At 59.0% G+C, this 23,317-nt stretch carries 22 protein-coding genes; 11 read left to right on the forward strand and 11 right to left on the reverse strand.

Going from position 1 to position 23,317, the window contains the following annotated elements:
- Positions 1-3: 3 nt before the first annotated feature.
- The 3 genes from narJ to HYPDE_RS10065 are packed head-to-tail and all read left to right on the forward strand — an operon-like array spanning position 4 to position 2,071.
- Positions 4-618, forward strand: a complete 615-nt coding sequence (narJ, locus tag HYPDE_RS10055; RefSeq protein ID WP_041320310.1) for a nitrate reductase molybdenum cofactor assembly chaperone — start codon at positions 4-6, stop codon at positions 616-618.
- A gap of 17 nt (positions 619-635) precedes the next feature.
- Positions 636-1,355: a respiratory nitrate reductase subunit gamma gene (narI, locus tag HYPDE_RS10060; protein ID WP_041321112.1), complete on the forward strand. Its 720-nt coding sequence runs from the start codon at positions 636-638 to the stop codon at positions 1,353-1,355.
- Positions 1,352-2,071 carry a peptidylprolyl isomerase gene (locus HYPDE_RS10065; RefSeq protein WP_015598334.1) on the forward strand — a complete coding sequence of 240 codons (720 nt, stop codon included), beginning with the start codon at positions 1,352-1,354 and terminating at the stop codon, positions 2,069-2,071. Before narI ends, HYPDE_RS10065 begins: the two co-directional genes overlap by 4 nt.
- Positions 2,072-2,106: 35 nt before the next feature.
- On the opposite strand, the gene HYPDE_RS10070 is transcribed toward HYPDE_RS10065, so the two are convergent.
- The gene (locus HYPDE_RS10070) at positions 2,107-2,298 is read right to left on the reverse strand and encodes a hypothetical protein (protein ID WP_144061239.1); all 192 of its coding nucleotides are present in this window, start codon (positions 2,296-2,298) and stop codon (positions 2,107-2,109) included.
- Between the two features lie 738 nt (positions 2,299-3,036).
- Here HYPDE_RS10070 and HYPDE_RS10075 point away from each other — a divergent pair.
- Positions 3,037-3,231, forward strand: coding sequence for a DUF6494 family protein (locus HYPDE_RS10075; protein ID WP_015598336.1), 195 nt, complete (start codon positions 3,037-3,039; stop codon positions 3,229-3,231).
- 238 nt (positions 3,232-3,469) lie between these two features.
- Here HYPDE_RS10075 and HYPDE_RS10080 read toward each other — a convergent pair whose 3' ends face one another.
- Together HYPDE_RS10080 and HYPDE_RS10085 are read right to left on the reverse strand one after the other, a co-directional pair.
- Complete coding sequence (locus HYPDE_RS10080) at positions 3,470-3,718, reverse strand: hypothetical protein (RefSeq protein ID WP_144061240.1); 249 nt, start codon at positions 3,716-3,718, stop codon at positions 3,470-3,472.
- Between the two features lie 193 nt (positions 3,719-3,911).
- Positions 3,912-5,366 carry a GntP family permease gene (locus HYPDE_RS10085; protein ID WP_015598338.1) on the reverse strand — a complete coding sequence of 485 codons (1,455 nt, stop codon included), beginning with the start codon at positions 5,364-5,366 and terminating at the stop codon, positions 3,912-3,914.
- Between the two features lie 453 nt (positions 5,367-5,819).
- Here HYPDE_RS10085 and HYPDE_RS10090 point away from each other — a divergent pair, with 453 nt between their 5' ends.
- Positions 5,820-6,845, forward strand: a complete 1,026-nt coding sequence (locus tag HYPDE_RS10090; RefSeq protein ID WP_015598339.1) for a patatin-like phospholipase family protein — start codon at positions 5,820-5,822, stop codon at positions 6,843-6,845.
- 209 nt (positions 6,846-7,054) lie between these two features.
- On the opposite strand, the gene HYPDE_RS10100 is transcribed toward HYPDE_RS10090, so the two are convergent.
- Complete coding sequence (locus HYPDE_RS10100) at positions 7,055-8,599, reverse strand: S10 family peptidase (protein WP_015598340.1); 1,545 nt, start codon at positions 8,597-8,599, stop codon at positions 7,055-7,057.
- 141 nt (positions 8,600-8,740) lie between these two features.
- Complete coding sequence (locus HYPDE_RS10105; protein WP_015598341.1) at positions 8,741-10,534, reverse strand: lipase maturation factor family protein; 1,794 nt, start codon at positions 10,532-10,534, stop codon at positions 8,741-8,743.
- 165 nt (positions 10,535-10,699) lie between these two features.
- On the opposite strand from HYPDE_RS10105, the gene HYPDE_RS19345 reads away from it, so the two are divergent.
- Entirely contained in the window at positions 10,700-10,867 is a 168-nt protein-coding gene (locus HYPDE_RS19345; protein ID WP_187290818.1) for a hypothetical protein, read from the forward strand.
- Positions 10,868-11,012: 145 nt separating this feature from the next.
- A complete protein-coding gene (locus HYPDE_RS10110; RefSeq protein ID WP_015596591.1) occupies positions 11,013-11,984 on the forward strand; it encodes an NAD-dependent epimerase/dehydratase family protein in 972 nt (323 codons plus the stop codon).
- A 144-nt stretch (positions 11,985-12,128) separates the two neighbouring features.
- Here HYPDE_RS10110 and HYPDE_RS10115 read toward each other — a convergent pair whose 3' ends face one another.
- Both HYPDE_RS10115 and HYPDE_RS10120 read right to left on the reverse strand, forming a co-directional pair.
- Positions 12,129-12,581, reverse strand: coding sequence for a CBS domain-containing protein (locus HYPDE_RS10115; RefSeq protein WP_015598342.1), 453 nt, complete (start codon positions 12,579-12,581; stop codon positions 12,129-12,131).
- Between the two features lie 43 nt (positions 12,582-12,624).
- Entirely contained in the window at positions 12,625-12,828 is a 204-nt protein-coding gene (locus tag HYPDE_RS10120) for a hypothetical protein (RefSeq protein WP_015598343.1), read from the reverse strand.
- Here HYPDE_RS10120 and HYPDE_RS10125 point away from each other — a divergent pair.
- A complete protein-coding gene (locus HYPDE_RS10125; protein WP_015598344.1) occupies positions 12,827-13,141 on the forward strand; it encodes a hypothetical protein in 315 nt (104 codons plus the stop codon). The genes HYPDE_RS10120 and HYPDE_RS10125 overlap by 2 nt on opposite strands.
- A gap of 534 nt (positions 13,142-13,675) precedes the next feature.
- Positions 13,676-13,885 carry a hypothetical protein gene (locus HYPDE_RS19110; protein WP_015598346.1) on the forward strand — a complete coding sequence of 70 codons (210 nt, stop codon included), beginning with the start codon at positions 13,676-13,678 and terminating at the stop codon, positions 13,883-13,885.
- Positions 13,886-14,181: 296 nt separating this feature from the next.
- Here the strand turns inward: HYPDE_RS19110 and HYPDE_RS10135 are convergent, their stop codons facing one another.
- The 3 genes from HYPDE_RS10135 to HYPDE_RS19350 all read right to left on the reverse strand — a co-directional run bounded on the left by HYPDE_RS10135 (position 14,182) and on the right by HYPDE_RS19350 (position 15,387).
- Entirely contained in the window at positions 14,182-14,685 is a 504-nt protein-coding gene (locus HYPDE_RS10135; RefSeq protein ID WP_015598347.1) for a quercetin 2,3-dioxygenase, read from the reverse strand.
- Between the two features lie 92 nt (positions 14,686-14,777).
- The gene (locus HYPDE_RS10140; protein WP_015598348.1) at positions 14,778-15,155 is read right to left on the reverse strand and encodes a hypothetical protein; all 378 of its coding nucleotides are present in this window, start codon (positions 15,153-15,155) and stop codon (positions 14,778-14,780) included.
- Between the two features lie 73 nt (positions 15,156-15,228).
- Positions 15,229-15,387 carry a hypothetical protein gene (locus tag HYPDE_RS19350; RefSeq protein ID WP_187290819.1) on the reverse strand — a complete coding sequence of 53 codons (159 nt, stop codon included), beginning with the start codon at positions 15,385-15,387 and terminating at the stop codon, positions 15,229-15,231.
- Positions 15,388-15,675: 288 nt separating this feature from the next.
- Between HYPDE_RS19350 and HYPDE_RS10150 the strand changes: the two genes are divergently transcribed.
- Positions 15,676-16,269, forward strand: coding sequence for a hypothetical protein (locus HYPDE_RS10150; protein ID WP_015598350.1), 594 nt, complete (start codon positions 15,676-15,678; stop codon positions 16,267-16,269).
- 9 nt (positions 16,270-16,278) lie between these two features.
- Here HYPDE_RS10150 and HYPDE_RS18480 read toward each other — a convergent pair whose 3' ends face one another.
- Complete coding sequence (locus tag HYPDE_RS18480) at positions 16,279-17,448, reverse strand: hypothetical protein (protein WP_187290820.1); 1,170 nt, start codon at positions 17,446-17,448, stop codon at positions 16,279-16,281.
- A 467-nt stretch (positions 17,449-17,915) separates the two neighbouring features.
- Here HYPDE_RS18480 and HYPDE_RS10170 point away from each other — a divergent pair, with 467 nt between their 5' ends.
- On the forward strand, positions 17,916-23,294 hold the full coding sequence (locus HYPDE_RS10170; RefSeq protein ID WP_187290821.1) for a vWA domain-containing protein: 5,379 nt from the start codon (positions 17,916-17,918) through the stop codon (positions 23,292-23,294).
- The last annotated feature ends 23 nt before the right edge of the window (positions 23,295-23,317 follow it).

Here is a 23,317-nt window from a genome sequence, read left to right on the forward strand (position 1 = left end):
ATCATGCTTGTGTTCAAGGCGCTGAGCGCCCTCCTCTCCTACCCGACCGCCGAGCTGCGCGACGCGCTGCCCGAAATCGCAGCCGTCATCGCCGCGTCACCGCTCATCGCGCCAAGTGAGCGCAGTGAACTTCTCAGCCTGGTCGACGAGATAGGCGAGGGCAACCTTCTCGCGGCGGAGGAACGCTATGTAGATCTTTTCGATCGCGGCCGAGCGCTCTCGTTGCACCTTTTTGAGCACTTGCATGGGGACGGTCGCGATCGCGGCGAGGCTATGGTCGAACTGAAGCAGCTTTATGCCGCTGGCGGCTTCGACCTCGCGGCGCGAGAGCTCCCCGACTATCTGCCGGTCGTGCTCGAATATCTCAGCCACAGGGATATAGCAGAGGCGCGCGACATGCTGGCCGACTGCGCACATATCCTTACCGCCATCGGTCGCTCGCTGGTGGCGCGACGCAGCCGCTACGCCGCCGTTATGCAGGCGTTACTGGTCCTGGCCGGCAATGAACCCATTGACGCCACCAAGATTCCGCCGGTCCACGAACGGATCGAAAAACTCGATGAGGATTGGGCCGAGAAACCTGCTTTCGCCGACGCCGAACCTCGGCAAGCTGGATGATCGAAAAGGAGATTGCCATGCTCTCCAACGCATACGTCAATACGCTGCTGTTCGGAGTGTACCCCTACATCTGCCTCGTGGTGCTGCTGATCGGAAGCCTTATCCGCTTCGATCGCGAGCCATACACCTGGAAGAGCGACTCATCGCAGACGCTGCGGAAGCGCGAGCTTCGGCTCGGTTCCAACCTCTTCCATTACGGCGTCATCGTCGTGATCCTCGGCCACTTCGCTGGCTTTCTCGCGCCGCACTGGGCCGTCGACTGGGCGCTGTCGCCGGCTGCACACCAACTTCTTGCCATGGTGGTGGGAGGCATTGCCGGCACCATTGCAATCATTGGTCTGACGATTCTCATCCACCGACGGCTCACGGATCCGCGCATCCGGCTCAACAGTCGCAAGTGGGATATCACCATCACCTTTATGCTGTGGTTGCAGCTCGCGCTTGGACTGCTCACGGTGCCATTGTCGGCCTACCACATGGACGGCGAACTCTTCGAAACGTTATCGAGCTACGTCAAGGGTATCGTCACTCTCGACGGTGGCGCAGCAGCGCTGATGGTCGGGGTGCCGCTAACCTACAAACTTCATATCCTGCTCGGCTTCACGCTGTTCCTCGTCTCACCGTTCACGCGCATGATCCATATCTGGAGCGGCGCCGGCGCTCTCGCCTATCTTTTCCGGCCTTATCAGATCGTGCGCACCCCGAAGACCCGGGCCGAGGAGCCGGTGCGGTCATGATTTTATCGGTCAACGGTATAGCCGTGACAGTCGATCGCGATTCTTCGGCGGAAATGGCGGCCGCACGCGAGCTTCTCAGGCAGCGAGCCATCGATCTTGGTTTGCTCGATGCGGCAACCGACGACAACGCGACAGTCGAGGAGGCGATCGAGACCCTCCTCGACAAAGAGGTGACGACGCCTGTCGCGACGGAGGCGGAGTGCCGCCGCTACTACGAGCAGAACCCCACCGAGTTCGACAGCGGCGATCTAGTCTATGCGCGACATATCCTGTTCCAGGTAACGACGCAGGTAAATGTTCCGGAAATCCGCGCGCGCGCTGAAAAAACGTTGAACGATTTGCTACGTGAACCTGATCGCTTCGAAGAGCTGGCGCGCGAATTATCGAACTGTCCATCAGGACAACATGGCGGCAATCTTGGCCAGCTCGCCCGCGGCGACACCGTGCCAGAATTCGAAAAAGCCCTGTTCCAATTCGGAGCTTCCGGCATCTTGGGAGCGCTTGTCAAAACCCGCTATGGATTTCACATCGTCGCTGTCGATAAGCTGATACCGGGCGAAAAGGTGCCGTTCGAGCTGGTGCACGAGCAGATTGCCGAGCGTCTGCGTTCTAGGGTCGAAGAAAGGGCGTTGCGGCAGTACGTGAGCGTATTGGCAGGGCGCGCAGAGGTGCAAGGCGTAGATCTTGCGGCCAACGCCTCGCCGCTGGTTCAATGAGCGCGGAAAATTCGCTTTGTCGGCCCCGCCCCTGGCTAGGCTGCTGGAATCCATTTTCCCATGACGTAGCCGAAGGCAACGGCATCCGGATTTTTCTTGGCCGATCGCTGCAGCTCTTGCAAAGCTTCAATCTCGACCGAGGCATTACAGGTGCTGCACACCGCCTGCCGGTCAGTTAAACCCTCATGACCGGCGCGGTGTTTCGATAAACGCATCTCGAGATGCATATCGTAGCCGCTTACGAGAAAGACCTTCCTACCCGTAACTTCAACCGTTGGGCACGTCATAGCACCCCCATTAAGCGATTATTCTTACCGCATTTTGATCCGCAAAAATCGTTTTTTGGATAGGACGGCTTGCCTCACCATCGGGACGCAAGGGCGCTCCTTGCGCCATCATCAGCGCAATTCTCAAATCATCCGGTTTTGAAAATTCATCGGTAAAATTTTAACGATCACGAAGCAGAAGCACCACCATCGGCTCTAAGAATTTTCGATGGCAATGTGCGATGCAGCGAGTGAGTACCCTTGACATCGAGATTTATCGGAGCAAGCTCAGCCATTGTGGTGCCGTCGCTTCCAGATAAGCATGTAGCGCATACTGGAAAGTACCATTGGTTGAGAGGATTGGCGTCACATGGCTTAACAGCGAGTGGAGGAAGGATGACACCACCCGAGAGTCACCTTGGACCACGCCTTAGCGCTAGGTCCCGGCTCTGTGGCGAGCTAGCGATCTGATCAAGCCGACGGAGTCGAAATCGTATCAAAAATTGGCAGCTTCATGCGAGGGAGAGATCCAGGATCCGGATTTCAGAGCCTCGCCCTAGAAGTCCAGCTAATCTGGACTGGTCATCCAAGACAACAGCCCCGTTTGATGCAAAGCGCGCAGCGGGGCTTCATCTTGAATTCTCGCAATCAACGAACAGCTCTATCCGCTTCGACGCAAATGGACGCTGGTGAGCCACCATGGAAAATGAAAAATTCAATCTGTCGCTGCGCAAATTTTTGAAACACGTCGGTGTCACATCGCAGCAGGAAGTCGAACGTATCGTTCGCGAACGTCACCTCGAAGGTACGGGCAAGCTCCGGCTAAAAATGGTTCTCACGGCCGAAGGGACCAACCTCAACCACGTTATCGAGGACGAGATTGACCTCGGCTAAGGAAAGCGCGATAGCAGCGGTGGACCTCGGATGAGACCGATCAAATCCAGGTAGGCAGGACGTTGATCTCCACGCGCAGCAACCATTACGGCGAGAGAATGCTGCGGATGCGGATCGCGGTCATACCGGTAACACGATCGGCATCCATCCAGCCGCATTCAGCAGTTCGCTGAATTCCCACCAAGCATTGTCGCATTCGCCAGCTCGGCTTAACGAGAAGACCGACTTCACGCGGTCATCAGGAATTTTGCCTAGACTCAGGTTCTTTCTCGACGCGGAAGATCACTTCGTCATGCCCGCTCTGGTCGCTGTAGAGCGCTAGCGCCATCAGGGCTGTTCCGATCGACGTTGCCAGCAAGATACCGATTATCGTGCCGATAGCGGCGCCTACGCTGACGCCAGAAAAGACACCAAGACCCCACATCACGCCACAGGCCGCGACGGAAACGGCGAGACATAGCGACGAGAAAATCGTGATTGTCCGCATGAGAAAATATCCTTCGAGCGCGGGCATCCAACATAAACAATCATATTACATACATGATTATAGTGCCGCATCAACGGGGTGCGAGCAGACTGCGACAAAGTGGAAACGGAAATTGCTGCTTTGCGACGACCGGAAATTTCGGGATTGAACGCGCTTTCAGAAACTTGGATTGATCGTTGGTTGTCGCGCCTCCTCAGAACGAGCCAAAAAGCGAACCCAGGATAATGACGGCTACCAGCGCAACGACCGCGCCGACGATCGCAACTATTGCGAGGTCGCGATAGCTTTCGCGATGGTTTGTGCCGCATACGGCAAGCAGCGTCACCACGGCACCATTGTGCGGGAGACTATCGAGCGTGCCTGCGCTGATGACCGCAACACGATGCAAAAGCGATGGATCGATGCCGGTTTCCGACGCGAGACGCATATAAGTTTCAGCCAACGCATCGAGCGCAATCGTCAGACCGCCGGAAGCCGAACCTGTCAGGGCGGCCAAAATGTTGGTGGCCGTTGCGAGGGAAACGAGGGGTCCAGATCCGATCGACAGCACCCAGTCGCGGACAACGGCAAATGCCGGGAGCATGGCAACGACGGCGCCGAACCCCACCAAGCTTGCAACGCTGACTGCAGGCAAGACCGACGCATTGGCTCCCGCGTCAATGCTTGCGCGCAAATTCGGCAACCGCTCCCGGTTGAGGATGATGAGAAGTGCCGTTGCGGTCGCGAGCGCCACCACGACCGACCAGACACCCGCAACTGCCGAAAGAGACGTCGATCCCCACTTTTCCTCCGCCAAAAAGGAAAAGCCGAGCCGTGGCAGGACGAGCATAGCCATCAAAAAATTGACGCCCACGACGGTTGCCAACGGCAGAGCCGCCAGCGCTACGGGTGGAAGCACCTCACTTGCCTGACCGTGTTGAAGCTCTGCGGTATCGAACTCGCGCGCACTCGTTGCCCGCTCGCGGATGAACTGGTCGTCTGCAACGTCCTTCACCGGAGGCGTGTGCACGCCATCGTACCCCTCGCCTGCGCGTTCTGCAGCGGCCTGACTGCGCTTCAGCCACCACATGCCGAACGCCAACATGATGCCAGAAGCAATGATGCCGAGAATGGGGGCGGCGAACGGCGTGGTTCCGAAGAACGGCATCGGGATAGCGTTTTGAATTGCCGGAGTCCCAGGCAACGCCGACATCGTAAACGTCGATGTGCCAAGAGCGATCGCGGCGGGCATCAAACGGCGCGGAATGTTGGATGCGCGAAACAGCTCCTGCGCCATCGGCGCCAACACGAAGAAGGCCACGAACAGGCTGACGCCGCCATACGTAACCGCCGCGCCGGCAAGCACGACCGCCAATATGGCATGAGACGGGCCCATCCGTTCGCTCATGTAACGGGATATCGCCCTGACGGAGCCGCTGTCGTCCATCAGCTTGCCGAAAAGCGCTCCGAGCAGAAACAGCGGAAAGAATTGCGCAAGGAACTGCGCTGCACTGCCCATAAACGTCTGGGTCCAATGGGCAAGGAGCGGTTCGCGCGAGAAGGCCGCGGCCACGAGAGCCGCCGCCGGAGCCAAGAGAAGAATGGTCCAGCCGCGATACGACAACCAAATTAAGAGACCGAGACCGACTAGTATTCCCAGCAAACCCATTGCGCAGTACTCGGTTCAAAAGCACATCGAAATTGGCAGTAGGGGCAAGAATTTAGAAAAAAAGAAGAGGCGGACACCCGAACCACAGAACGGGGCTAATCTCCAAAACTGGCGTGAAGTGTGTTCTCATATTACCGGATGACGTCATTTCAATATACGTTTCAATATACGTTCCATTTTTTCCAAGTCGGCGCAATTGACCATCGTACAGCAGTTAATAGGTGGACAACTCTTACGCGCGAATATCTGCTGCGGCGCTCTTCTTTCGGACCATCCTCCGCGGACATGAACCGCGGCGAAAAAAATGAACGCTATCCATAATTAATTGAATGTTCGATGCGGATTGCTATCGTGTGCTGCGATTATGCAGACATAGCGCAGAACGCATGTCTTCACCCTTCACCAGCGTTAAGCCTTGGCCCCGTCTGCTCGCCACACGCAAAGAGGTTCAGCGTGTCCTTCAATCGCGATGTCGTTCTGATCGACCTAGCCTTGCAGGGCGGCGGGTCTCATGGCGCCTTCACCTGGGGCGTGCTCGATAGATTACTCGAAGAACCTGGGCTCAAAATAGAAGCCATATCGGGGACGTCGGCTGGAGCCATGAATGCCGCCGTATTGGCCGACGGCTGGACAGCCGGCGGAGCCGAAGGTGCGCGCGCGGCACTCAACAACTATTGGCGGCGTGTTTCACAAGCGGCGGCATTCAGCCCTCTGCAGCGATCGCCGCTCGACATCATTATGGGACGCTGGGCACTCGACACCTCTCCAGCCTACGTGGCGATGGATTTGATGTCGCGCGTGCTCTCGCCCTACGATCTCAACCCGTTGGGACTCAATCCGCTGCGCGCCATTCTTGACGAATGTATTGACTTCGCGCGTCTGCCAAACTCTCCGATCAAGTTGTTCGTGACGGCGACTAACGTGCGGACGGGCCGCGGGCGCATATTTCGAAACGCTCAAATTACCGCCGATGTGCTACTCGCTTCGGCCTGCCTCCCGACGCTCTTCCAGGCCATCGAAATCGACGGCGAGCCCTACTGGGATGGCGGCTATGCCGGCAATCCGACGATAACTCCACTTGTTCGCGAAAGCGATGCAAACGATACCATCCTCGTGCAGATCAACCCCAGAGAACGGGCCGAAACGCCGCGCACCGCAAACGACATTCTCAACCGACTCAATGAGATCTCGTTCAATTCTCCCTTAATGAAAGAACTGCGCATGATCGCCGTTTTGCGTCAGGTTGCCGATCCAGGCAATGGCGAAGGCGCTCGCTGGGCAAGGATGCGGATGCACCGGATTCTGACCGACATGCTCGCACATCTGGGCGCGTCCTCAAAGCTCAACGCCGAGTGGGCATTTGTTTCTATGTTGAAAGAGCAGGGCCGAAAGAGCGCCAATGAATTTCTTACCGCGCACAGCAATGACATCGGCGTGCGCTCGACTGCCGATCTCGATGTGCTTCTGGCCGAGTGCTGACACGCGTTCATGCAATTTCCCGGAAGACACCCTGGCATTTATTGATGCCTTGGCATTTCGCGGCAACCATTCCCAGATAATTGCTGCATTATCCCACCAGCAGAAGTCCGCCGCCATATGGTCGGCAACCAAGATGCTGTCCCAACTACGTCCGCTGATTGACGAAGACCAGTCAAAGTCGATGGAAGGGCGGCCGTAATCCGAGGCCCTTACTCTCCATGCGGATAGATACTCTGGGCACTTCTAGCGAGTGCGGCCCGTGAGTCCGGGCGGAGGTACATCATATGGCCGCCAGGAAGTAGATCGAGTGACAGCCTGCCCTGCGTGAGTTGGATCGGGAGGCGAGTTATCACATAGCGGCTCGTCATGTAGGGCGTTACGAGATCGGTCATGCCATGCACGACCGCTATCTTTAGGTTCGGGTTGAGCGCTAATCCCTCGCGAAGATCATCGTCGGCGCCAACCGCTTCTGAAGGATCGTCCCGTTCCCAGTTCCATTTTCGACTCACCTCTCTGTTGAGGAGAGCGTACGGTCGTTCCGTCTTGAACTTCAATTCGTCGCGCAGGTAGGCGACAAAGCTCGTCGTTAGCGGCGCAATGATATTCTCAAAGATCGGATCGGTGTCGCGGGTTTTCGGCGCTGACGGGTAAGGATCGGCGCCATCGACGGACCCATCATAGGGACTCGCGACGTCGCCCGTCTCATGATGAATTTCCTTAGTGAAAACGCTCACAGGCACGCGCCCATTCCACCTCGCAACTAACGACTCCGGCAGCCCGATGGTCTTAGCAACGGCGGCATATATGGAAGAGTTCTTGCTAGTGTCGGGGGGAGTTGCCGCAAGCGTCGTAAGATACTCGCCGAGCGCGAACTGCTCTACACTTTGAAGCGCTTCCGGGCTTAGCTTGTCACGTGACTCCAGGGCGACGGCGGCATAAGACGGCAGACGGAATGCCCAGGTCAGAGGGTTGAAATCGTCGTCGTCCAAAAGCGAGAATTTCAACACTGGAGAAATCAGCGTGGCGCCCGTTACCGCGATGCCTTGGTCGGCAGGAAGGTGCTTGATCAGCTTCGCCGTCCGAAATCCCCCGTAGCTTTCACCAGCCAGATAAACGGGCGAGCCGATGCGGTCGTGCTTAGCTAATATGAGCCAGACGCTCTTGCCAAGCGCATCGAGATCTTCGTTAACGCCCCAGAACGCCTTTCCGACGTCCTTGACCGAATTCTTCGCGCGACTGTAGCCGGTTCCCACCGGATCCACGAACACGAGATCGGTAAACGAAAGCCATGAATCAGGATTGCTGATGGCTTTCCCATCCGGCGTAATAGCTGAGCGGCCATTGCCGAAATCGAGCACACGCGGTCCGATGGCTGCCATGTGGAGATAGGCTGAACTCGCGCCAGGACCACCATTGAAAACGAAGGTGATTGGCCTTTTGGTCGGAGGCGTGCCCGAGAGAATATAAGATACGTAGAATATTTCGGCGGTCTTGCCGCCCTGGGCATCGGTCAATGTCACCGATCCTGCCGTGGCCGTATAGTTTATCTGCCCACCCTTATTCAGGATGAGGGTCTGGCTGGTAACCGCGTCTGGCGGCAAGACCGGCTCGGATGTGGATGGCGACTCCGTGGACTGATGAGCTTCCGCCGTCTCCTTGCTAGGCGTTTCGGCGGCCGGCGTTTGGATGATGTGTGCGAGAGCAGAAAACATGAGTCCGGCAACAAGCAGCAAAGACGTCCGTTTGGGTGACATTGAAACACCTCTTCTCCTCATCTATCGCTGGTTTTCTCGAACTAGGTGCACCTGACGCCTCGGGTACGTTCTCATGGTTGCTGGAGAGTACGGCCAACAACATACAAGCTAGTCAAATTGTCCATCGAAGCACGCCCCCTACTATTTCGAACTTATTTCGGAAAAATAGAGCCCTTCCTGTCGGCGGGTCCACCACTGGCCGGTCCGCGCGTGCGTGGCCGGATCGGCAAATCGATAGTCAAAGAGAAGCGCACGCACACGTTTGGGTGGATGATCGGGAAACGGGTTAGAACCCAGCAAGCCGAGAACGGGTGCACTGCCTTCGAGCAGGCGTCGAAGCAACCGTTCGAACCAAGGATTTTGCGCAAAGCTGCCGTAGGCCGCGAACCACATTTGCCAATCAAGCCGCGGCTGATGCGGGATATTCCACGACGGCCGCCGATCGACCGGTCCGGGCTTGTAGCGGAAGTCGTACTCGCGCCAGCTCTGACCGTCGTCCGACCCCTCGATAATGATCTCCGGTCGGTTCATCGTCGTCGTTGCGAACGGCCCATAGGCATTGACGACGAGCCATGGCGAAATCGCTCGGGTTAAGGCACCCACAACGGGCAGACTTGGCAATGCGAGTGCCTGCACGACGCGGTCGACACTAACCGGAACGACCAATAGCGTCAGTATGAGCGCGCAGGCCGTCGCGGCGTTGCCCGGCCGCGGCGCACGATTTTGGACCCATAGGCTCAGCTTTTGAGGAATAGCGTGTCGGATCGCGGCGTCATCGAACAGAAAAACGCAAAGTGCAATCGTCAGCAGGTTGAAAAATCCGTAGTTGCCCGTGAGCAAGATCAGGACTTGAAATGTCAGAATGCACAAAGCTGCCAAAGCACGCAGCCTGCGCGGCAAAAAGATCAGAAACACGAGAATGAGCTCAATGACGAGTGTCGCCGCGGTCCCGGCCGCGAGCATCCAGGGCGGCAGCTGAGCGGCGTACCACGCCAGCGGCGTCGGCAGAGGCTGGGACATGAAATAGTACTTGAGCGCCGTGAGATCATGCCACGTCGGCTGCGCGGAGACTGCTTTCACAATTCCGGACATGAAAAGATAGCGGAAGATGAGCCAGCGGTAGAGCCAGACGACGATGCGCGAACCCGCCGTCAGGAAAATTGCCAGGAAGCCAGATTCGAGCAACAGCAAATCCCACTGGTAGCTCATGAAGATCTGGCCGGCGTAGACGCACGACAGGTAAAGAACGAATAGGCCGACCAGCGCTGCACGGGTCCATATCCTGAACACGACGAGAAGACCCAGAAGAATGCCGAGACCGGTCGCCGCTATAAGCACGGCATCGTTGGCACTCAGCCAGAAGAGCGTCGGCATTCGCCAATAAGCCGACACGCCCCATCCCTGGCGCGCCGCATTCAGATATTCGCCAGCGGGAAGAATGCCACCCTCCCCGACCAATCCCAGGATTTGCACCACTAGGGAAGCGAACGCGATGACGTAAATGGCGCCGAGCAACCGCAGGAACAGCCATGAGACGAGCTCATAGCGTTCGCGCTCCAGGTGTGCTCCCCACAAGATATAAGAAAGCCGGGCAAGCAGTCCTCTGTGCCGTACCAGGAACGCGTAGGCCCATTCGCTCACGGCGGCAAATCCCGGGGCCCGTTCGTACATCCACCACCAGGCGGTGCGCCCCGGCGCGTGACGCAAGGTTCTGTAGGTTGCTGCCGCGGCCGCGTAGATCGTGCCGTCGGGTTCAATGAGTTGAATGGCGCGCGCGAAGCGTTGCCGTGGGATGGCGGGAAAATCCCCGGCCGCCTCTTGGTAAGGCCGGTAGACGACGCGGTCGCCGGTCTGCTGCTTCCAGTAGTCGACCCAATAACGACAGATCCCGCAGTCACCATCGTAAACCAATGTCGCGCGTCGTTCTGCGGGCATGATCGGAGGTCCTTAAGCCTCAATTCAATTGCCGTTCGAGACAGGACTTGGGAACCCCAGTCCTCTGAGTCCGGTTTTCTGAACAACCAGCGGATCTATGTTGGATTCCATGAGTAGCGTCACGTCTAGCAGACCCCTTCGGCAAAGCGAGGCTCCATCGAAGAGATGCAAGCGCGGATCGCCGATCTCGAAGAAAAACTTGCCCAGGCCGACCGCATCATCGTCAGCGCCCTCGCCACGTCCGTCAGCCTTGGCGACATGAGCAAGAAATTACAGTCCGCACATGCTGCCTTGAAGGACGCACTAACCAGCCGCGGCAAGCGCGTCGCTTAGGTTCATAGCCAGCGCGACACGCCCGCTTGCATTTTTGCGGGGGGCCAACCTGGAACCTCCCGATCCTACCCGGTTGCCCCTGACGGTGAGAAACCAGATCGAAGCGGGAACGTTCATTTGTCAGTTCTCCAACCGACGATGAAAAATGCAAAAGCAGACCATGCGCGTTCTCGTTGCCGGCGCTACAGGCGCGGTAGGCAGGCCGCTGGTGTCGGCGCTTGTCGCAGCAGGCTACACCGTGGCGGGAGTTACGCATACCGCCGCCAAGAAGGATATCATTCGGCGCCTTGGCGCAGAGCCGGTTTTGGCCAACGGCCTAGAGGCGGCGCAGGTCCAAGCCGCGGTGGACGCCATCAGGCCGGACGTCATCGTGCACGAGATGACCGATCTCAGCGGCGTCACCGATCTCCGGCACTTCGACCGCAGTTTCGCGAAAAGCAACCTGTTGCGGACGCATGGAACCGATGTCCTGCTCGCTGCGGCGCGCAGGGCTGGCGTCAAGCGTCTCGTCGCCCAGAGCTTCTGCGGATGGCCTTATGCGCGCACTGGCGCCCCCATCAAAACCGAAAAGGACAAATTGGATATCGATCCGCCGGCGGAACTGCGTCCGTCGTTCGACGCCATCTATCATTTGGAGCAGAGCACGATCACGTCTTCGTCGCCTGAGGGGATTGTTCTGCGCTACGGCACGTTCTACGGACCGGCCACCGGCGTGTTCGAACCCGCCATGGTGGAGCAAATTCGTCGGCGCCGCGTGCCGCTGATCGGCGATGGAGCCGGGTGGTGGTCGTTTGTGCATGTGGATGATGCGGCCGCCGCCACGGTTCGGGCGATCGAGCGCGGCGAGGCAGGAAATATCTACAACATCGTGGACGACGAGCCCGCTCAGGTTAGAGAGTGGCTTCCCGAACTCGCGCGCCTGCTCGGCGCCAAGCGGCCGCTGCGCCTTCCGGCCTGGATCGCACGCTTCCTCGCCGGAGATCATGTGGTGGCAATGATGACCGAGGTTCGGGCGGGCTCGAATGCCAAAGCGAGAACAGAACTCCTTTGGGAGCCCGCCCACCCCTCTTGGCGCAAAGGATTCGCCGATATCGCCGCACGTCTGCCCACACAATAATCAGATCGCTCCGCGTCTTTGCGGAGCAGGCGATCAGAGGAAAATTTTGCCCATCGGGCTACAAAAAGGCCCGACGCGTGACCTCGAGCCTTTTCAATGGCCGGGCTTTGATTGGCATCCGGCCTCGTTGGAGGTGGGTGTCCATTACAATGTGTAGTACAGTCCCCCCGCGTCGCTTTGGTTGTGCTGGGAGCTGGGCACCACGATGCCCGACAACGCTACGCCGCCGACGTCGCGGCTGGCTGCGATGTCGCCGAGCGAAAGGATGCCGACCAGCCTCTTGTCGCGGTCCATCACCGGCAATCGCCGCACTTGGATGTCGGCCATGTTGGCCGCGATCTCGTCGAGGTCCTGGTCCTCAAAACAATAGCAGACGCCGTTCGACATGACCGCCCCGACCGGAGTTTCGGGACCGCGCCCCGCCGCGATGGCGCGCACAGCAATGTCCCGGTCGGTGATGATCCCCACCAACCTGTCGTCCTCCGCGACAGGCAGACAACCGGCGTCGAGCTTGTACATAAGTTTCGCCGCTTCGCCGATCGTGTCGAATGGACTTATGAGCGGAACGTCCTGGGTCATGACCTCTCGAACCTGCATTGTGTGCTCTCCTCTCTGACTGATGACATCAACGGGCGCCATCTCAGGAAGCTGCGCGTCGCCTTTTGCTGCCCGGTTGTCCTTGGATGCATTCGGGGCCGTCAAGCACGCTCTTGCAGCTCTTCGTCTCCGTTGCCGCCGACTTCTTCGCTCGCGACTTCGGCAGTCCCATGATTTTATCCTTGCCGCTGAGCACGCTTACGCCGCCGTCCCTGATAGGCTTGGTGCGGATCTGTGCGTGAGGCATGGTCGTCTTTCCTTATCCTGGTGTTTCAAAAATCGGCATAGAGCAGATTCATTTGTTTGGAGTTCGGGTCGAGGTGCCTTCGTGTGTCTGGCCGGCGTCCGTACCGGTGTTGCCGGTGGAGCTTGCATTCGGCGTGCGGTTGGGGGCGGGATTCCCAGGCGTCCGGTCTGACGTCTTTCCGTGGCTTCCCGGTTCAGTATTCAACTGCGGTGCGCTCGATGACAAGGTGTCCGCGACGGCAAATGATGCGCCCATGGATAAAGCCAATGCACTCGCTGCCAGAGCTGCCTTTGTGAGTTTCATCATCATATGAACCTCCCTTTCTTGAGGATTTATGGGGTCTACGGCATTACCCGTGTGTGGTTCCAAAGCTTGCGGCGAACTGCGCAATTATGCAGGCCGCAACGGATCACAATCCCGCGACGGATGCGTAAGAAATGTTGAGTGCGGAACTTCTGAAATTCGTGCGGCGTTGCGCGGCCATGGATGATCTGACTGATGACGCCACGGAGGTCTACTTGTTCAGTAACTCGGAGGAGATGCTGAACGCGGTGACGCGCGACAGGAGCAGTGCAAACCTGCCTCTCCTGCGGGGCCCTTGGGATTTTCAAAAAGAAATCGTTCTCGCAAGAACCCTTCGGTGCGGGTATCGACCCCGAACCAGCGCTGCGCGGCATGCGCTCAGATGGATATTTTATTTGGAAGTCACCCCACATCGAACGAACCCTTCGGCGGCAGCCAATGATGCGCGTGCCTGGGCGAGTGCCTGAATGCCTGTTCATGAAACCGGAACGTTCCCACATCGTTTTTCCGTTGAGGGTGCAAGAGAAACCATGAGAGGAACAGGATGAAGAAAACCGCTCTGTTTTTGATTGCCAGCCTTGGCCTTTTGGCGCCACTCGCCACCGCCGCGTCCGCAGTAGAAGTCGGTATAGGCGACGGCGGCGTGTACGTGGATACTTACCGCCATCGACACTATCGCGGTTATGAGCGTGACTATTATCGTGGCTATGACCGGGATTGCTATTGGCGCCACGGCTATCGCCACTGCCGGTAATGGTTGAGAGTACATTGGCCACCGCGTTGATGAGGCGCGGTGGCCGTTTTTCGTGACTCGAACGTTAATCGGCCCGAGTGCAAATTGATTGGAAGAAACCGCGAGGAAGCCGTTACGATCGCACAGCGGCAGCTCGTGAAGTCTGGAAAGACTTGGTACACTGGCTGTTAGTGCACGCCTTGGACGTGGCCTGCCCGCCATACTTCGAATGCCCGTAGCGAAATTAGAATGCCCGTGACCCGGATTCACAAGGGCTCAAAATTGAATCCCTGCCGCAATTGACGTGCCAGTTTGACTCACGTGGTGGGAATACCTGGCGGGCCCAGAATCTCCATCCCAAATTCACTCGCTACGGATGCCAAGAGATTTTGATCAGGCAAGTGCGTTGAGGGCGGCGGAATAGTCAAAGTCTTGGCGGGCTGCCCGACCGCGCGCATGAACTTCTCGAAGCCGGCAGGCTCCTCAACCCCCAAATACAGCGCTTGCGGCGACCGGACTATGTAAGTGTGCGGAATATCGCGTGGTCCATAGATAAACGATCCTGCCGACACTTCGATAACGCGTCCGCCAACCCAGAATGTCATTTCGCCTTCCAGAATATAAAACCATTCATCCTCGCGGTGGTGAACATGGAGCGGTGAACCTGCGCCTTCGGGTGCGAGAATCTCGAACACCGTGACGCGGCCGTTCGTCATTTCTCCGGCCGCTTTAATGATCGCCAGCGAAGCGACGAACCAAAGGGCCTCACCCTGATTTTTTTCCAAGGCGATCGGACGTGTGGCGGCGCCATCAGAAACCATAAGAAGTCTCCTCGTCGCTGCTCCATGCGATAATTATCGCGAAGCAACGAGAAAGTTCCTGGCCGTCCTGATCGGCCGTCGACGTTTTTGGCCTACGAGCGATTGGCGCTCCAGACACCGGAGCAGAGACCCGAGGGCCCACGACCGGACCACGTACCGCTACCGTGAAGGTAGCTGAAGCGACCGGACCCGTGAGCGATGCGGGGGCCTGCAATCGCTTTCATTCTGGCTCGTCCGGAGCCCGAAACGCGGCCGCCCAACCGGATCGGATAAAAAGCAAACGATCCACCGGTCGAAGAAATGCGGCTGCCGCTTATTGCGAGTCCAACCGCGATAACTCCGCAATGACCGCGGGTCGTCTCGGCGACCATACTCCAGTTTCCGTCCAACCGGCCGGCCGTTGCTGAAGCGGAACCGATGATCGCGGAGGCGGCCGACAGGGCGATGATGCACATGCGATTGCCAAACATGGGAACCTCATAGGCGCGTTTACACAGGTGCCCCCGTCCAATCGGGCCCACCGTAGGGCCACAGTCGCAACTCTCACATCGGTGACCGGTTCCTGCGGTCCTGAAATTTATCCAGCCAATCGGTGCAGTGGTCGTTGTGGGCATCCGTGTGGATCGGCGGCAAGCGCTCCGCATCGGCGCCAGCGATCTCTGCGCGCTGCGGATGAATGATTTGAAGATCCGTGCCGACCATTCTTGCGTCGAGGCAAAGTGCGTAGTGCGGCAGCAGCTTCCGACGAGACGTTGCGGGCATCTAGGAAAGGGTAGCGATTGGCCCTTCTTGACCGCACTTGACTCTAAGAGGCACGATGGTCGAAGTCCAATTCCGCAGCCGTAAACCATCTGCAACGGGAAATTTCAGGCCGGCAGGCGTCTGCTTGAGTCGCGGGCGCGAAATTCTGAACATATGCGTTCGCGTTGGCTCTTTCATAAATCATATAGGGATATATGCTTCTCTCACTTTTATTCTGATGAGAATATCATGAACTCAAACCGGCAATTTGCGGATCTCGCACCTTGGTTGATAGCCGTGTGCGGAATAATTGCACCCGATGTGACGCTTGCGGCTGACGTGAATCTCAAGTGTGAACGCGCGGACGTATTCAATCCGAAATGGAATGCACCGCTCACCTTCAGGTTTTCCGGTGATACGCGCGGTACGCTCGCGGTGTCCGGCGTACTCGGCGAGTTTGCCATCCCAGCCACGCGCAAGCCCCTCACCATCGAACCTGTCATTCATGGGGAATCGATCGACGGAGTTGCCAAAGCCCACGTCGTCCTACCTGCTCTTGCCGACCTCGAGTCGTGCATCGACAGGAAGGCCGGTCAGGCCGCCAAACCGCCCTCCGACGACTATCTCAATGCGCATGCGGCATGCCTGCAAGAACTTGAGCCATCGCCCCAGGGAGTCGATGCCGTGGCCCAGATAAGGCTCGGCATTTCCCACGATCCCGAGGATACGAGCGGCGAGGACGCCTTCGTCGTCTTCAAGATCGAGTACGTCGGTCAAAGCAAAGCCCCGGACGGCAAGATGTTCGTAGAAATGTTTCCTGCAAAGTGCGTGCTAGAGAAGTAAGGCCGGCGTTCAATTCGCGACGTTCTGTGCATCCCGGGCGTTTTGAGCTTTCGCTTCGGAACGTTCAGTGGGCGTCACGCAAACACCGTCACCATCCCAGGCGTCACGCCAGACGTAGCCCGAGCGGCAACCGCCTGAGGCGGTAGCGTTATTCGGACCGTTTTCATTTTGCCGCCACGCAATCTTTCGTTCCGCGCGCGTCACGCAAACGACATCGGACTTGCCGGCATTCCTCGGAACAAAACCCGGTTTGCATCGTGAGGGCGAATTGGCCTGTTCCATGCCGCCGTCACCGCCCGTGCTGCGCAGGCCTTGCAATGCGTTTTGCGCCAGGGCGAGCGCCCGTTCGCCCTTCGTGACGCAGGTCACGTCCCCATCCCACGCCTCGCGCCAGACGTAGCCGGGCCGGCATCCGCCGGATTCGGTCGTATGCTGGGCAGCTTCCGCATTCTGTTTTTGCGTGAGCGCGCGCTCCGTTCGAGTCACGCAAATGAAGTCGTTGTTTTGCGGATCCCGCCAAACAAAACTGCTTTTGCAATTCGTTTTATTCCCATCACCGTCCGCATCCGTATGCTTGGAAGGTTTGGGTTCGGCGACCGGCGGCGGCGTTCCGGCGCCCGCGATACCGTTGCTCCGGCTGGCGCTCTTGATATTCTGCAATTTCGCAGCCGAGCGTTCCGCTGGCGTCACGCAAGTGCCGTCGCCATCCCAGGCGTCGCGCCAGACGAAACCTGATTTACAGCCGCCCGATGGCGTGGTCCTGCTTGCGGCGTTGGCATTCTGCTGCTTGGCAATTGCACGCTCGGTTGGCGTCACGCAGATGCCGTCGCCATCCTTCGCGTCACGCCACACAAAGCCGCTTTTGCAGAGATATACAGGGTTGGGCGGCCTGGGTTTGGCTGGCGGGGGAGCTGGTTGGACAGGAACGGCTACGCCGGCGTACTGGCTGCGCATTGCATCCTTTTGGTTCTGCACCTTGGCTGCCGCCCGCTCCGCCGGCGTGACGCAAACGCCATCACCGTCCCAGGCGTCGCGCCAGACGAAACCCGACTTGCAAGCGCCCGACGGTGTCGTGTGGTTTCTGGCATTGACGTTTTGCGTTTTGGCGGCGGCTCTCTCTTCCGGCGTAACACAAACACCGTCACCGTTCTTAGCGTCGCGGTATACGAAGCCGCTCAAGCATCCGATTTTCGGCGGCGATGCGGCTAGTGCCTCCCTGCCGATCGAGGTGATAAGCATGGCTGGCGCTGTGGCGATGAGTAAAGCTCGGAACATACATCATCCCAAAAAAAACGTTGCTGAGCACTACCTAAGCGGTCGGGAAAAGATCCGTAAAGCTGTGGGAACGAGTGGCGCCAACCATCCGGCGTGAACGATCTTGACAATATAGGTGTTTACCATCTCATTCGAATAAACTGGAATTGTCCACTACCATAGCAATTCAGAAAATTCAGGACAATCCCTTCTCTGTGCGGATGATTTGGAATGCACACGCGGATTGTGTCGGGCCCTAGTCAATTGCGACGCCGGCGGAGCATATGAAGAAAGTGTTGCATCCAAGTGTCGTTTTAGATTGGAGGCGCTTATTTAGTTCGCGCCGCAGCACAATCCGACGGCGCTCCATTTCGATCGTCTTTGCCGCTTTGGTGTCGAGCCTCTTCTCATTCAGCGCGCTTGCCGGTGATGCGTGCGTCGAGGAACAGGAACCGAACGAAAGTCCCGAGACCGCGCAGGCCGTCAGCGGTAACTTCTGTGTCCAGGGCACGATCTCCGATTCCGACCAGTCGATTTTTGCCTGGACAGTCGGTGCGGACGCTGCGAAGCGCCCCTGGACGGTCGACCTCGCCGGGCCTCACGGCCAGCAGACCAGAGTTCAGATCCATCGCCTCGAAGAACCGGCCGATGCCGACAATCCTGCGGTCGTGGGACCGGAGCTGAGCAGTCTGGTGACGCCGGACGGTGCCGATTCAGTTCAACGTTCAAACTTTTTCATCATACCGGGCGTTTGGCTCGTCGGCGTTTCGACGAGCGCCGGTCAAGGGGGCGCGTTCCATGTCTCGTTCCGTGCAGACGACGCATCCGCTGATCAAGCCGCCCCGGCCAGTGCGTCTGCGGAGCAGGCAGTTCAGGTCGCCGGCCAGTTCGCGCTCAAGGGCGTGCTCGTCAACGATAGCTGGTCTTCGTGGCAACTCTCCCCGATCGAGGCACGCAAGCGCTGGCTTTTGACCGCGACGGCACCCATTGGTGCGAACGTGGCGCTCGAACTGCAAAGCCAGGATGGCAAGCCGATCCTGACATCAACGCAGATTGCCGAAGGACGTCTCGAATTGGCCGATATCGGGCTCCCGGCCGGAACCTACCGCATTCACCTGACGAGCAACGATTCCAAATCCTATCCCTTTTCGCTCGCCTCCGCGTCGCAAGGTCCACGCAGCCCGGGTCGGGAAGAGGAGCCGAACGACAGCGTGCTTTCCGCCCGGCCCTTGATGCTCGGGCAGACCATGACCGGCCGCATCGCGCATGCAGGCGATGTCGACACTTATGTCCTGCCGACGACAGCTGCGGGTCAGCTGCTGAGCATTCGGCTCGGTGGACAGAGCCGCGCCATCACCCGATTGTGCATCGGCGGCGCCGACGGCGCAGTCCTTCAATGCCGCGAGGGGGTGATGCCGAGCCTCGACGATATCGTCATCACCGATGCGCATCGCTTCTTCATCGTCTCCGGCGGGCCGAGCCCCGACGCCACGTACGATCTCGCCGCGCATGTCATAGGCCAGCAATCGGCCGACGCGGAGAGCGAGCCAAATGACACGGGTGATTTGGCTAACACGCTCGCCGGACCGTTGATGCGCGGCCGCTTCGTCAACGCCGACACCGACGTCTTCCGTTTCAAGGCAACGGATTCCAAACCCCGCACACTGAAGTTGACGGGTGATGCGGCGACGTCGCTGGAAGTCACCGACATGCAGGCTCAATCGTCGGCGCGGGTGGAGCGCGCGACCGGCACGGACGGGAAGCCCGTTACGGGTCCCTTGCAGCTTTCAAACTTGACGCTCGCACCGGGTGACTATCTCGTCGTCGCGAAGGGCACGGACGGCGCCTATACGCTCGAGACAACCGTCTCTGCGGACGCGGCACCCGCGTCTGGCGCTTCAACAGAACGCGAGCCGAACGATGCGGTCGAGCAGGCGCAAGCCCTCCAAGAAGGAGAGCGCATCGCGGGCGTGATTTCGCCGGATGGTGATGTCGATCAATATCGTGTGTCGATCGTGACGCCCGAGGACATCATTATTCACCTGGACCCGGATCAGGGGTGTCCGGTCGTGTTCGCCTTGAATTGGGATAGCTGGTCGGGGTCGAAGCCGACGGCTACAATCACAGGAAAGAGTTTCGCTTATCCAGCCCGATTGCAACCGGGCGACTACACGATTTCCGTGCAGCACGAGTCGCAGTGTTCGACCGCGAGCCGTTACACGATCGGGTTCGACGCGACAAACCTCGAAGCATTCGGAGACATCGAACCCAACGACGCATTTGCCGGAGCATCTGCGATGCCGCCAAACCTGAAAGTCGAAGGCACGGTCGGGCAGTTTACCGACGGCGACTGGTTCAAGCTGCCGAAGGTTGAGAAGGACACAGGCGTTTCAATCGTCGCTACCGGAGAGGTCGAGGCCGCATTGACGGACGGCAAGCCGACGTCCTCCGCACAGATGGCCCAGCCGACGGTCATTGCGAGCGGCAGCCAGGGAGAGATCGTCAAAGGCACAGTTCCCGCTGGCGCGACCGCGGCGATCCGTGTGAATGGCCGGGGCGCCTATACGCTTGCCGTCACGATGGACGATCGCGCGACGGTCCCGACCGCCGGCGCACCGTCATCTCCTTCGTCCCAGGCAAAAAAGTCCGACGCACCACCAACGGTCGCCGAGCCTGCGCACCCAAGCAACGCTGCACCAAGTGCACTTAAAGCGGAGTTGGCATTCGCAACCGCAGAAATCGCGGCCTACTGGCATCGGGGCCAGAGGGTTCCGGGGAAGCTCAAGGTGATCAACGGCGAGAGCACGCCGGTCGAGGTGACGTTCGCGACGACGGGACTTCGGCCCGGCTGGCGCCTCGATCTACCCCCGACGGCCACCATCGCCGCCAATAGCTCGCTCGACCTGCCCCTCGCGCTCGAAGTGGCGTCCGACCCCTATGCGGCGCGCCCAACGAAGATCACCGTATCGCTGAGCAAGGGTTCGGGCACTCTTGCAAACGCCAGCGCAAGCATGGCAGCGTCAATCTCGGCGCAACCGGTCGGCGATCACCTCGCTTTCGAACTGCCGGATGAACTCCTCGGCGGTTTCAATGTCGCGTGGACCGCGCTAGGCGGAACGCTGCTGTCCCCCCCTGAAGGCGCCAATGATGAAAATGGCCTTTCGAACATCAACGATGGCCTGAGTTCCAATGCAGGGTACATCTTCGATGCGGCGTTGCTGCCCCAGACCACGACGGTTCGTTTCGGCGGCAACAAGACGTGGCCTGTAAGAGGGATCACGATCAATCCGCAAACGCCCGGCGTATGGCCGCCGGAATACATGGCAAACTTCGAGCTTCTTCTTTCTGCTGATGGCGAGACGTTCGAGCGGGTCTTGACTGGCGAAGTCAGCCAAGAACCCCGCGAGCAGTCGTTCGTCCTGCCGAAAGCCATCGAAGCGAAGGCTGCGCAGCTTCGCATTCTCTCCAACCACGATGGCAACCTTGGCCGCGTTGCGGTCAGCGAATGGAAGGTGATCGTTGATCCGCAGGTCGGTATCGGCGCGGAGATCGATATCGCAGACTCGCTTCGGGGCGGGCACGTCGTCTGGTCCGATCCGCTCATCTCGGCGGAAACACCGGTCGTAAAAGGCGTGCTCGAGGAGGGCGGCCCGGGTCCTGTTGTTTCGGTGCCTTCTGGCGTCGCGCCGCAGGTTACGATCGGGTTTCACGAAGATCGCGCCGCACAGATCACGGCGTTGGAATGGATCGACTCGGAACCGGCAAACGGCGCTGCGACGTTTCCCGGGGTCATGATCGACGCCTCGACCGAGACGCCGCTCGGTCCCTGGACAAGGGTCGGCGAATGGAAGCTCGGCGAAGGCAAGCCTTCGACCAAGACGTTCGATAAGCCCATCTGGGCGCGCTTCTTGCGCTTCACATCTGCCAGGAAGGCAGGCGAAGGAGGAGAAACGGTCCAGTTCCCGACGAAGCTGCGCATCCTGGAGCGAGCAAGCAACGCGAATTACCGATCGATTTTGGGCGAGTGGGGACAATACTCGGCCGCAAGCTTCTACGAAAAAACGCTGCCGGCGCCGCCGGTGGCGAAGCCCGAGAGTGACGATAACGACTCACGCGAAAAGGCCGAGCCGCTGGCCATGGATCAGCTCGTCTCGGGCCGGGTCGAAATCGGCCGCGATGAGGACTGGTTCAAGATCCTGCAACCCGAGGGCATGGACCGGCTCACGATCATGCTCGGCGGCGAGCCGACCATCGGAGCCGACATTTCGCTCGTCGATGACGCTGACAAGCCGGTCGTGCTCGTCGACACGGGCGGCACACCGCGCGAGGCGGATTTCGAGGCACGGGTCGTGCCGGGCAAGACATACTATCTGAAGGTCTCGCAACCCCCGCACTCGGTGATGATCGCCTACGACACGTCGGGGAGTCTGCTCGCCTTCATTCCAATTATCTACAACGCCCTCGAGGTGTTTGCTGCGGGAGTTCATCCGGGACAGGAAGCGGTGAACTTCATGCCGTTCGATCGTCCTGCGATGCTGCCGGATTTCAGCGACCAGCCCGCTATCCTGAAGCAGGCTCTCGCGAAAGATAGCCGTGAAAGCACGACCAGCGGCTTGGAGGGTACCTCCATCACCGCCATGCGGAATCTCTCGACGCGGCGAGGAACTCGGGCACTGTTGCTTGTGACCGACGCTGCGAGCTCGACGACCGAGGCGACCACCGATCTATGGAAAATGGTCGAACAGACGCGGCCTCGCATCTTCGCGGCGCACACCGGCTCGTTCGACGATCCCTTGCACGAAAAGCAGACGATGCAAGATCTTAGTCTCGCAAGCGGCGGGCATTATGCGTCGTCTCGGAGCCAGCCTGAGCTTGACGTCGCTTTCGACCGCGTCGCTGCGTGGCTACGCCGACCCGCGGGCTATACGTTGCTCGCCAAGGCCGGGAAGGCTGCGCCGCCGGAGCCCGGCCGCCTGGCCGTCGCCTCTGCCGCAATTCCGGTCAATAGCGAGGCCCCGCCTTCCGAAAAGCGGGAAGGAGGCCTGGAAATCGTCCTCGACGCTTCGGGGAGTATGTTGAAGCACATGGACGGCCGCCGCCGAATCGAGATCGCACGGACATCTTTAGCAAGACTGGTGAAGGATCATCTCAAGCCGGACGACCGCGTTGCGCTGCGAGTCTTCGGGCACGACAAGCCCGGCTCGTGCGAAACCACACTCGTGCAACCGCTCGGTACTCTCGATCCGGACGCGATGACGGCAACAGTGAATGGCATCGTTCCTCAAAACCTGGCGAAGACGCCGATTGCAGCCTCGCTGAGCCAAGTCGAGAGCGACCTCAAGGACGTGACGGGAACCAAGACGGTCATTCTGCTGACGGACGGAGAAGAAACGTGCGGTGGCGATCCGCGCGCTGTCATTTCCACGCTCGCTGCTCACGACATTCAGGTTCGCGTTAACATCGTGGGATTTTCCGTCGACGATCCAATGCTTAAGGGCGAGTTCCGCGAATGGGCTCGAATTGGCCGTGGCCGATATTTCGATGCCGCGAAGGCGCAGGATCTGGACAGCGCAATCGCGGCCGCCGCGGATGTGCCGTTCGCGGCTTACGACAACAATGGCAATGTCGTCGGCCAGGGCACCGTCGATGGCCCGGGAATTGCCGTTCCTGCCGGGCATTATCGCGTTGAGGTCGCGTCGACGCCGCCTCAGATATTCTCTGATGTGATGATCAAGGAAAGAGACGTAACCAGGCTGAGCGCCTCGAAGTAGTATTGCCGTCTGCGTGCCATGCA

The sequence above is a fragment of the Hyphomicrobium denitrificans 1NES1 genome, from assembly GCF_000230975.2.
Taxonomy (GTDB): domain Bacteria; phylum Pseudomonadota; class Alphaproteobacteria; order Rhizobiales; family Hyphomicrobiaceae; genus Hyphomicrobium_B; species Hyphomicrobium_B denitrificans_A.

Bases quoted from the DNA above. Each gene is read 5' to 3' on its own strand.
- HYPDE_RS10110 (WP_015596591.1), top strand. From the start codon at position 11,013: ATGCAAAAGCAGACCATGCGCGTTCTCGTTGCCGGCGCTACAGGCGCG.
- HYPDE_RS10135 (WP_015598347.1), bottom strand. From the start codon at position 14,685: ATGGTTTCTGATGGCGCCGCCACACGTCCGATCGCCTTGGAAAAAAAT.
- HYPDE_RS10075 (WP_015598336.1), top strand. From the start codon at position 3,037: ATGGAAAATGAAAAATTCAATCTGTCGCTGCGCAAATTTTTGAAACAC.
- HYPDE_RS10140 (WP_015598348.1), bottom strand. From the start codon at position 15,155: ATGTTTGGCAATCGCATGTGCATCATCGCCCTGTCGGCCGCCTCCGCG.
- HYPDE_RS10115 (WP_015598342.1), bottom strand. From the start codon at position 12,581: ATGCAGGTTCGAGAGGTCATGACCCAGGACGTTCCGCTCATAAGTCCA.
- HYPDE_RS10085 (WP_015598338.1), bottom strand. From the start codon at position 5,366: ATGGGTTTGCTGGGAATACTAGTCGGTCTCGGTCTCTTAATTTGGTTG.
- HYPDE_RS19110 (WP_015598346.1), top strand. From the start codon at position 13,676: ATGAAGAAAACCGCTCTGTTTTTGATTGCCAGCCTTGGCCTTTTGGCG.
- HYPDE_RS10150 (WP_015598350.1), top strand. From the start codon at position 15,676: ATGAACTCAAACCGGCAATTTGCGGATCTCGCACCTTGGTTGATAGCC.
- HYPDE_RS19350 (WP_187290819.1), bottom strand. From the start codon at position 15,387: ATGGTCGGCACGGATCTTCAAATCATTCATCCGCAGCGCGCAGAGATC.
- narJ (WP_041320310.1), top strand. From the start codon at position 4: ATGCTTGTGTTCAAGGCGCTGAGCGCCCTCCTCTCCTACCCGACCGCC.
- HYPDE_RS10080 (WP_144061240.1), bottom strand. From the start codon at position 3,718: ATGCGGACAATCACGATTTTCTCGTCGCTATGTCTCGCCGTTTCCGTC.
- narI (WP_041321112.1), top strand. From the start codon at position 636: ATGCTCTCCAACGCATACGTCAATACGCTGCTGTTCGGAGTGTACCCC.
- HYPDE_RS10065 (WP_015598334.1), top strand. From the start codon at position 1,352: ATGATTTTATCGGTCAACGGTATAGCCGTGACAGTCGATCGCGATTCT.
- HYPDE_RS10120 (WP_015598343.1), bottom strand. From the start codon at position 12,828: ATGCCTCACGCACAGATCCGCACCAAGCCTATCAGGGACGGCGGCGTA.
- HYPDE_RS19345 (WP_187290818.1), top strand. From the start codon at position 10,700: ATGCAAGCGCGGATCGCCGATCTCGAAGAAAAACTTGCCCAGGCCGAC.
- HYPDE_RS10125 (WP_015598344.1), top strand. From the start codon at position 12,827: ATGGTCGTCTTTCCTTATCCTGGTGTTTCAAAAATCGGCATAGAGCAG.
- HYPDE_RS10070 (WP_144061239.1), bottom strand. From the start codon at position 2,298: ATGCATCTCGAGATGCGTTTATCGAAACACCGCGCCGGTCATGAGGGT.
- HYPDE_RS10105 (WP_015598341.1), bottom strand. From the start codon at position 10,534: ATGCCCGCAGAACGACGCGCGACATTGGTTTACGATGGTGACTGCGGG.
- HYPDE_RS10100 (WP_015598340.1), bottom strand. From the start codon at position 8,599: ATGTCACCCAAACGGACGTCTTTGCTGCTTGTTGCCGGACTCATGTTT.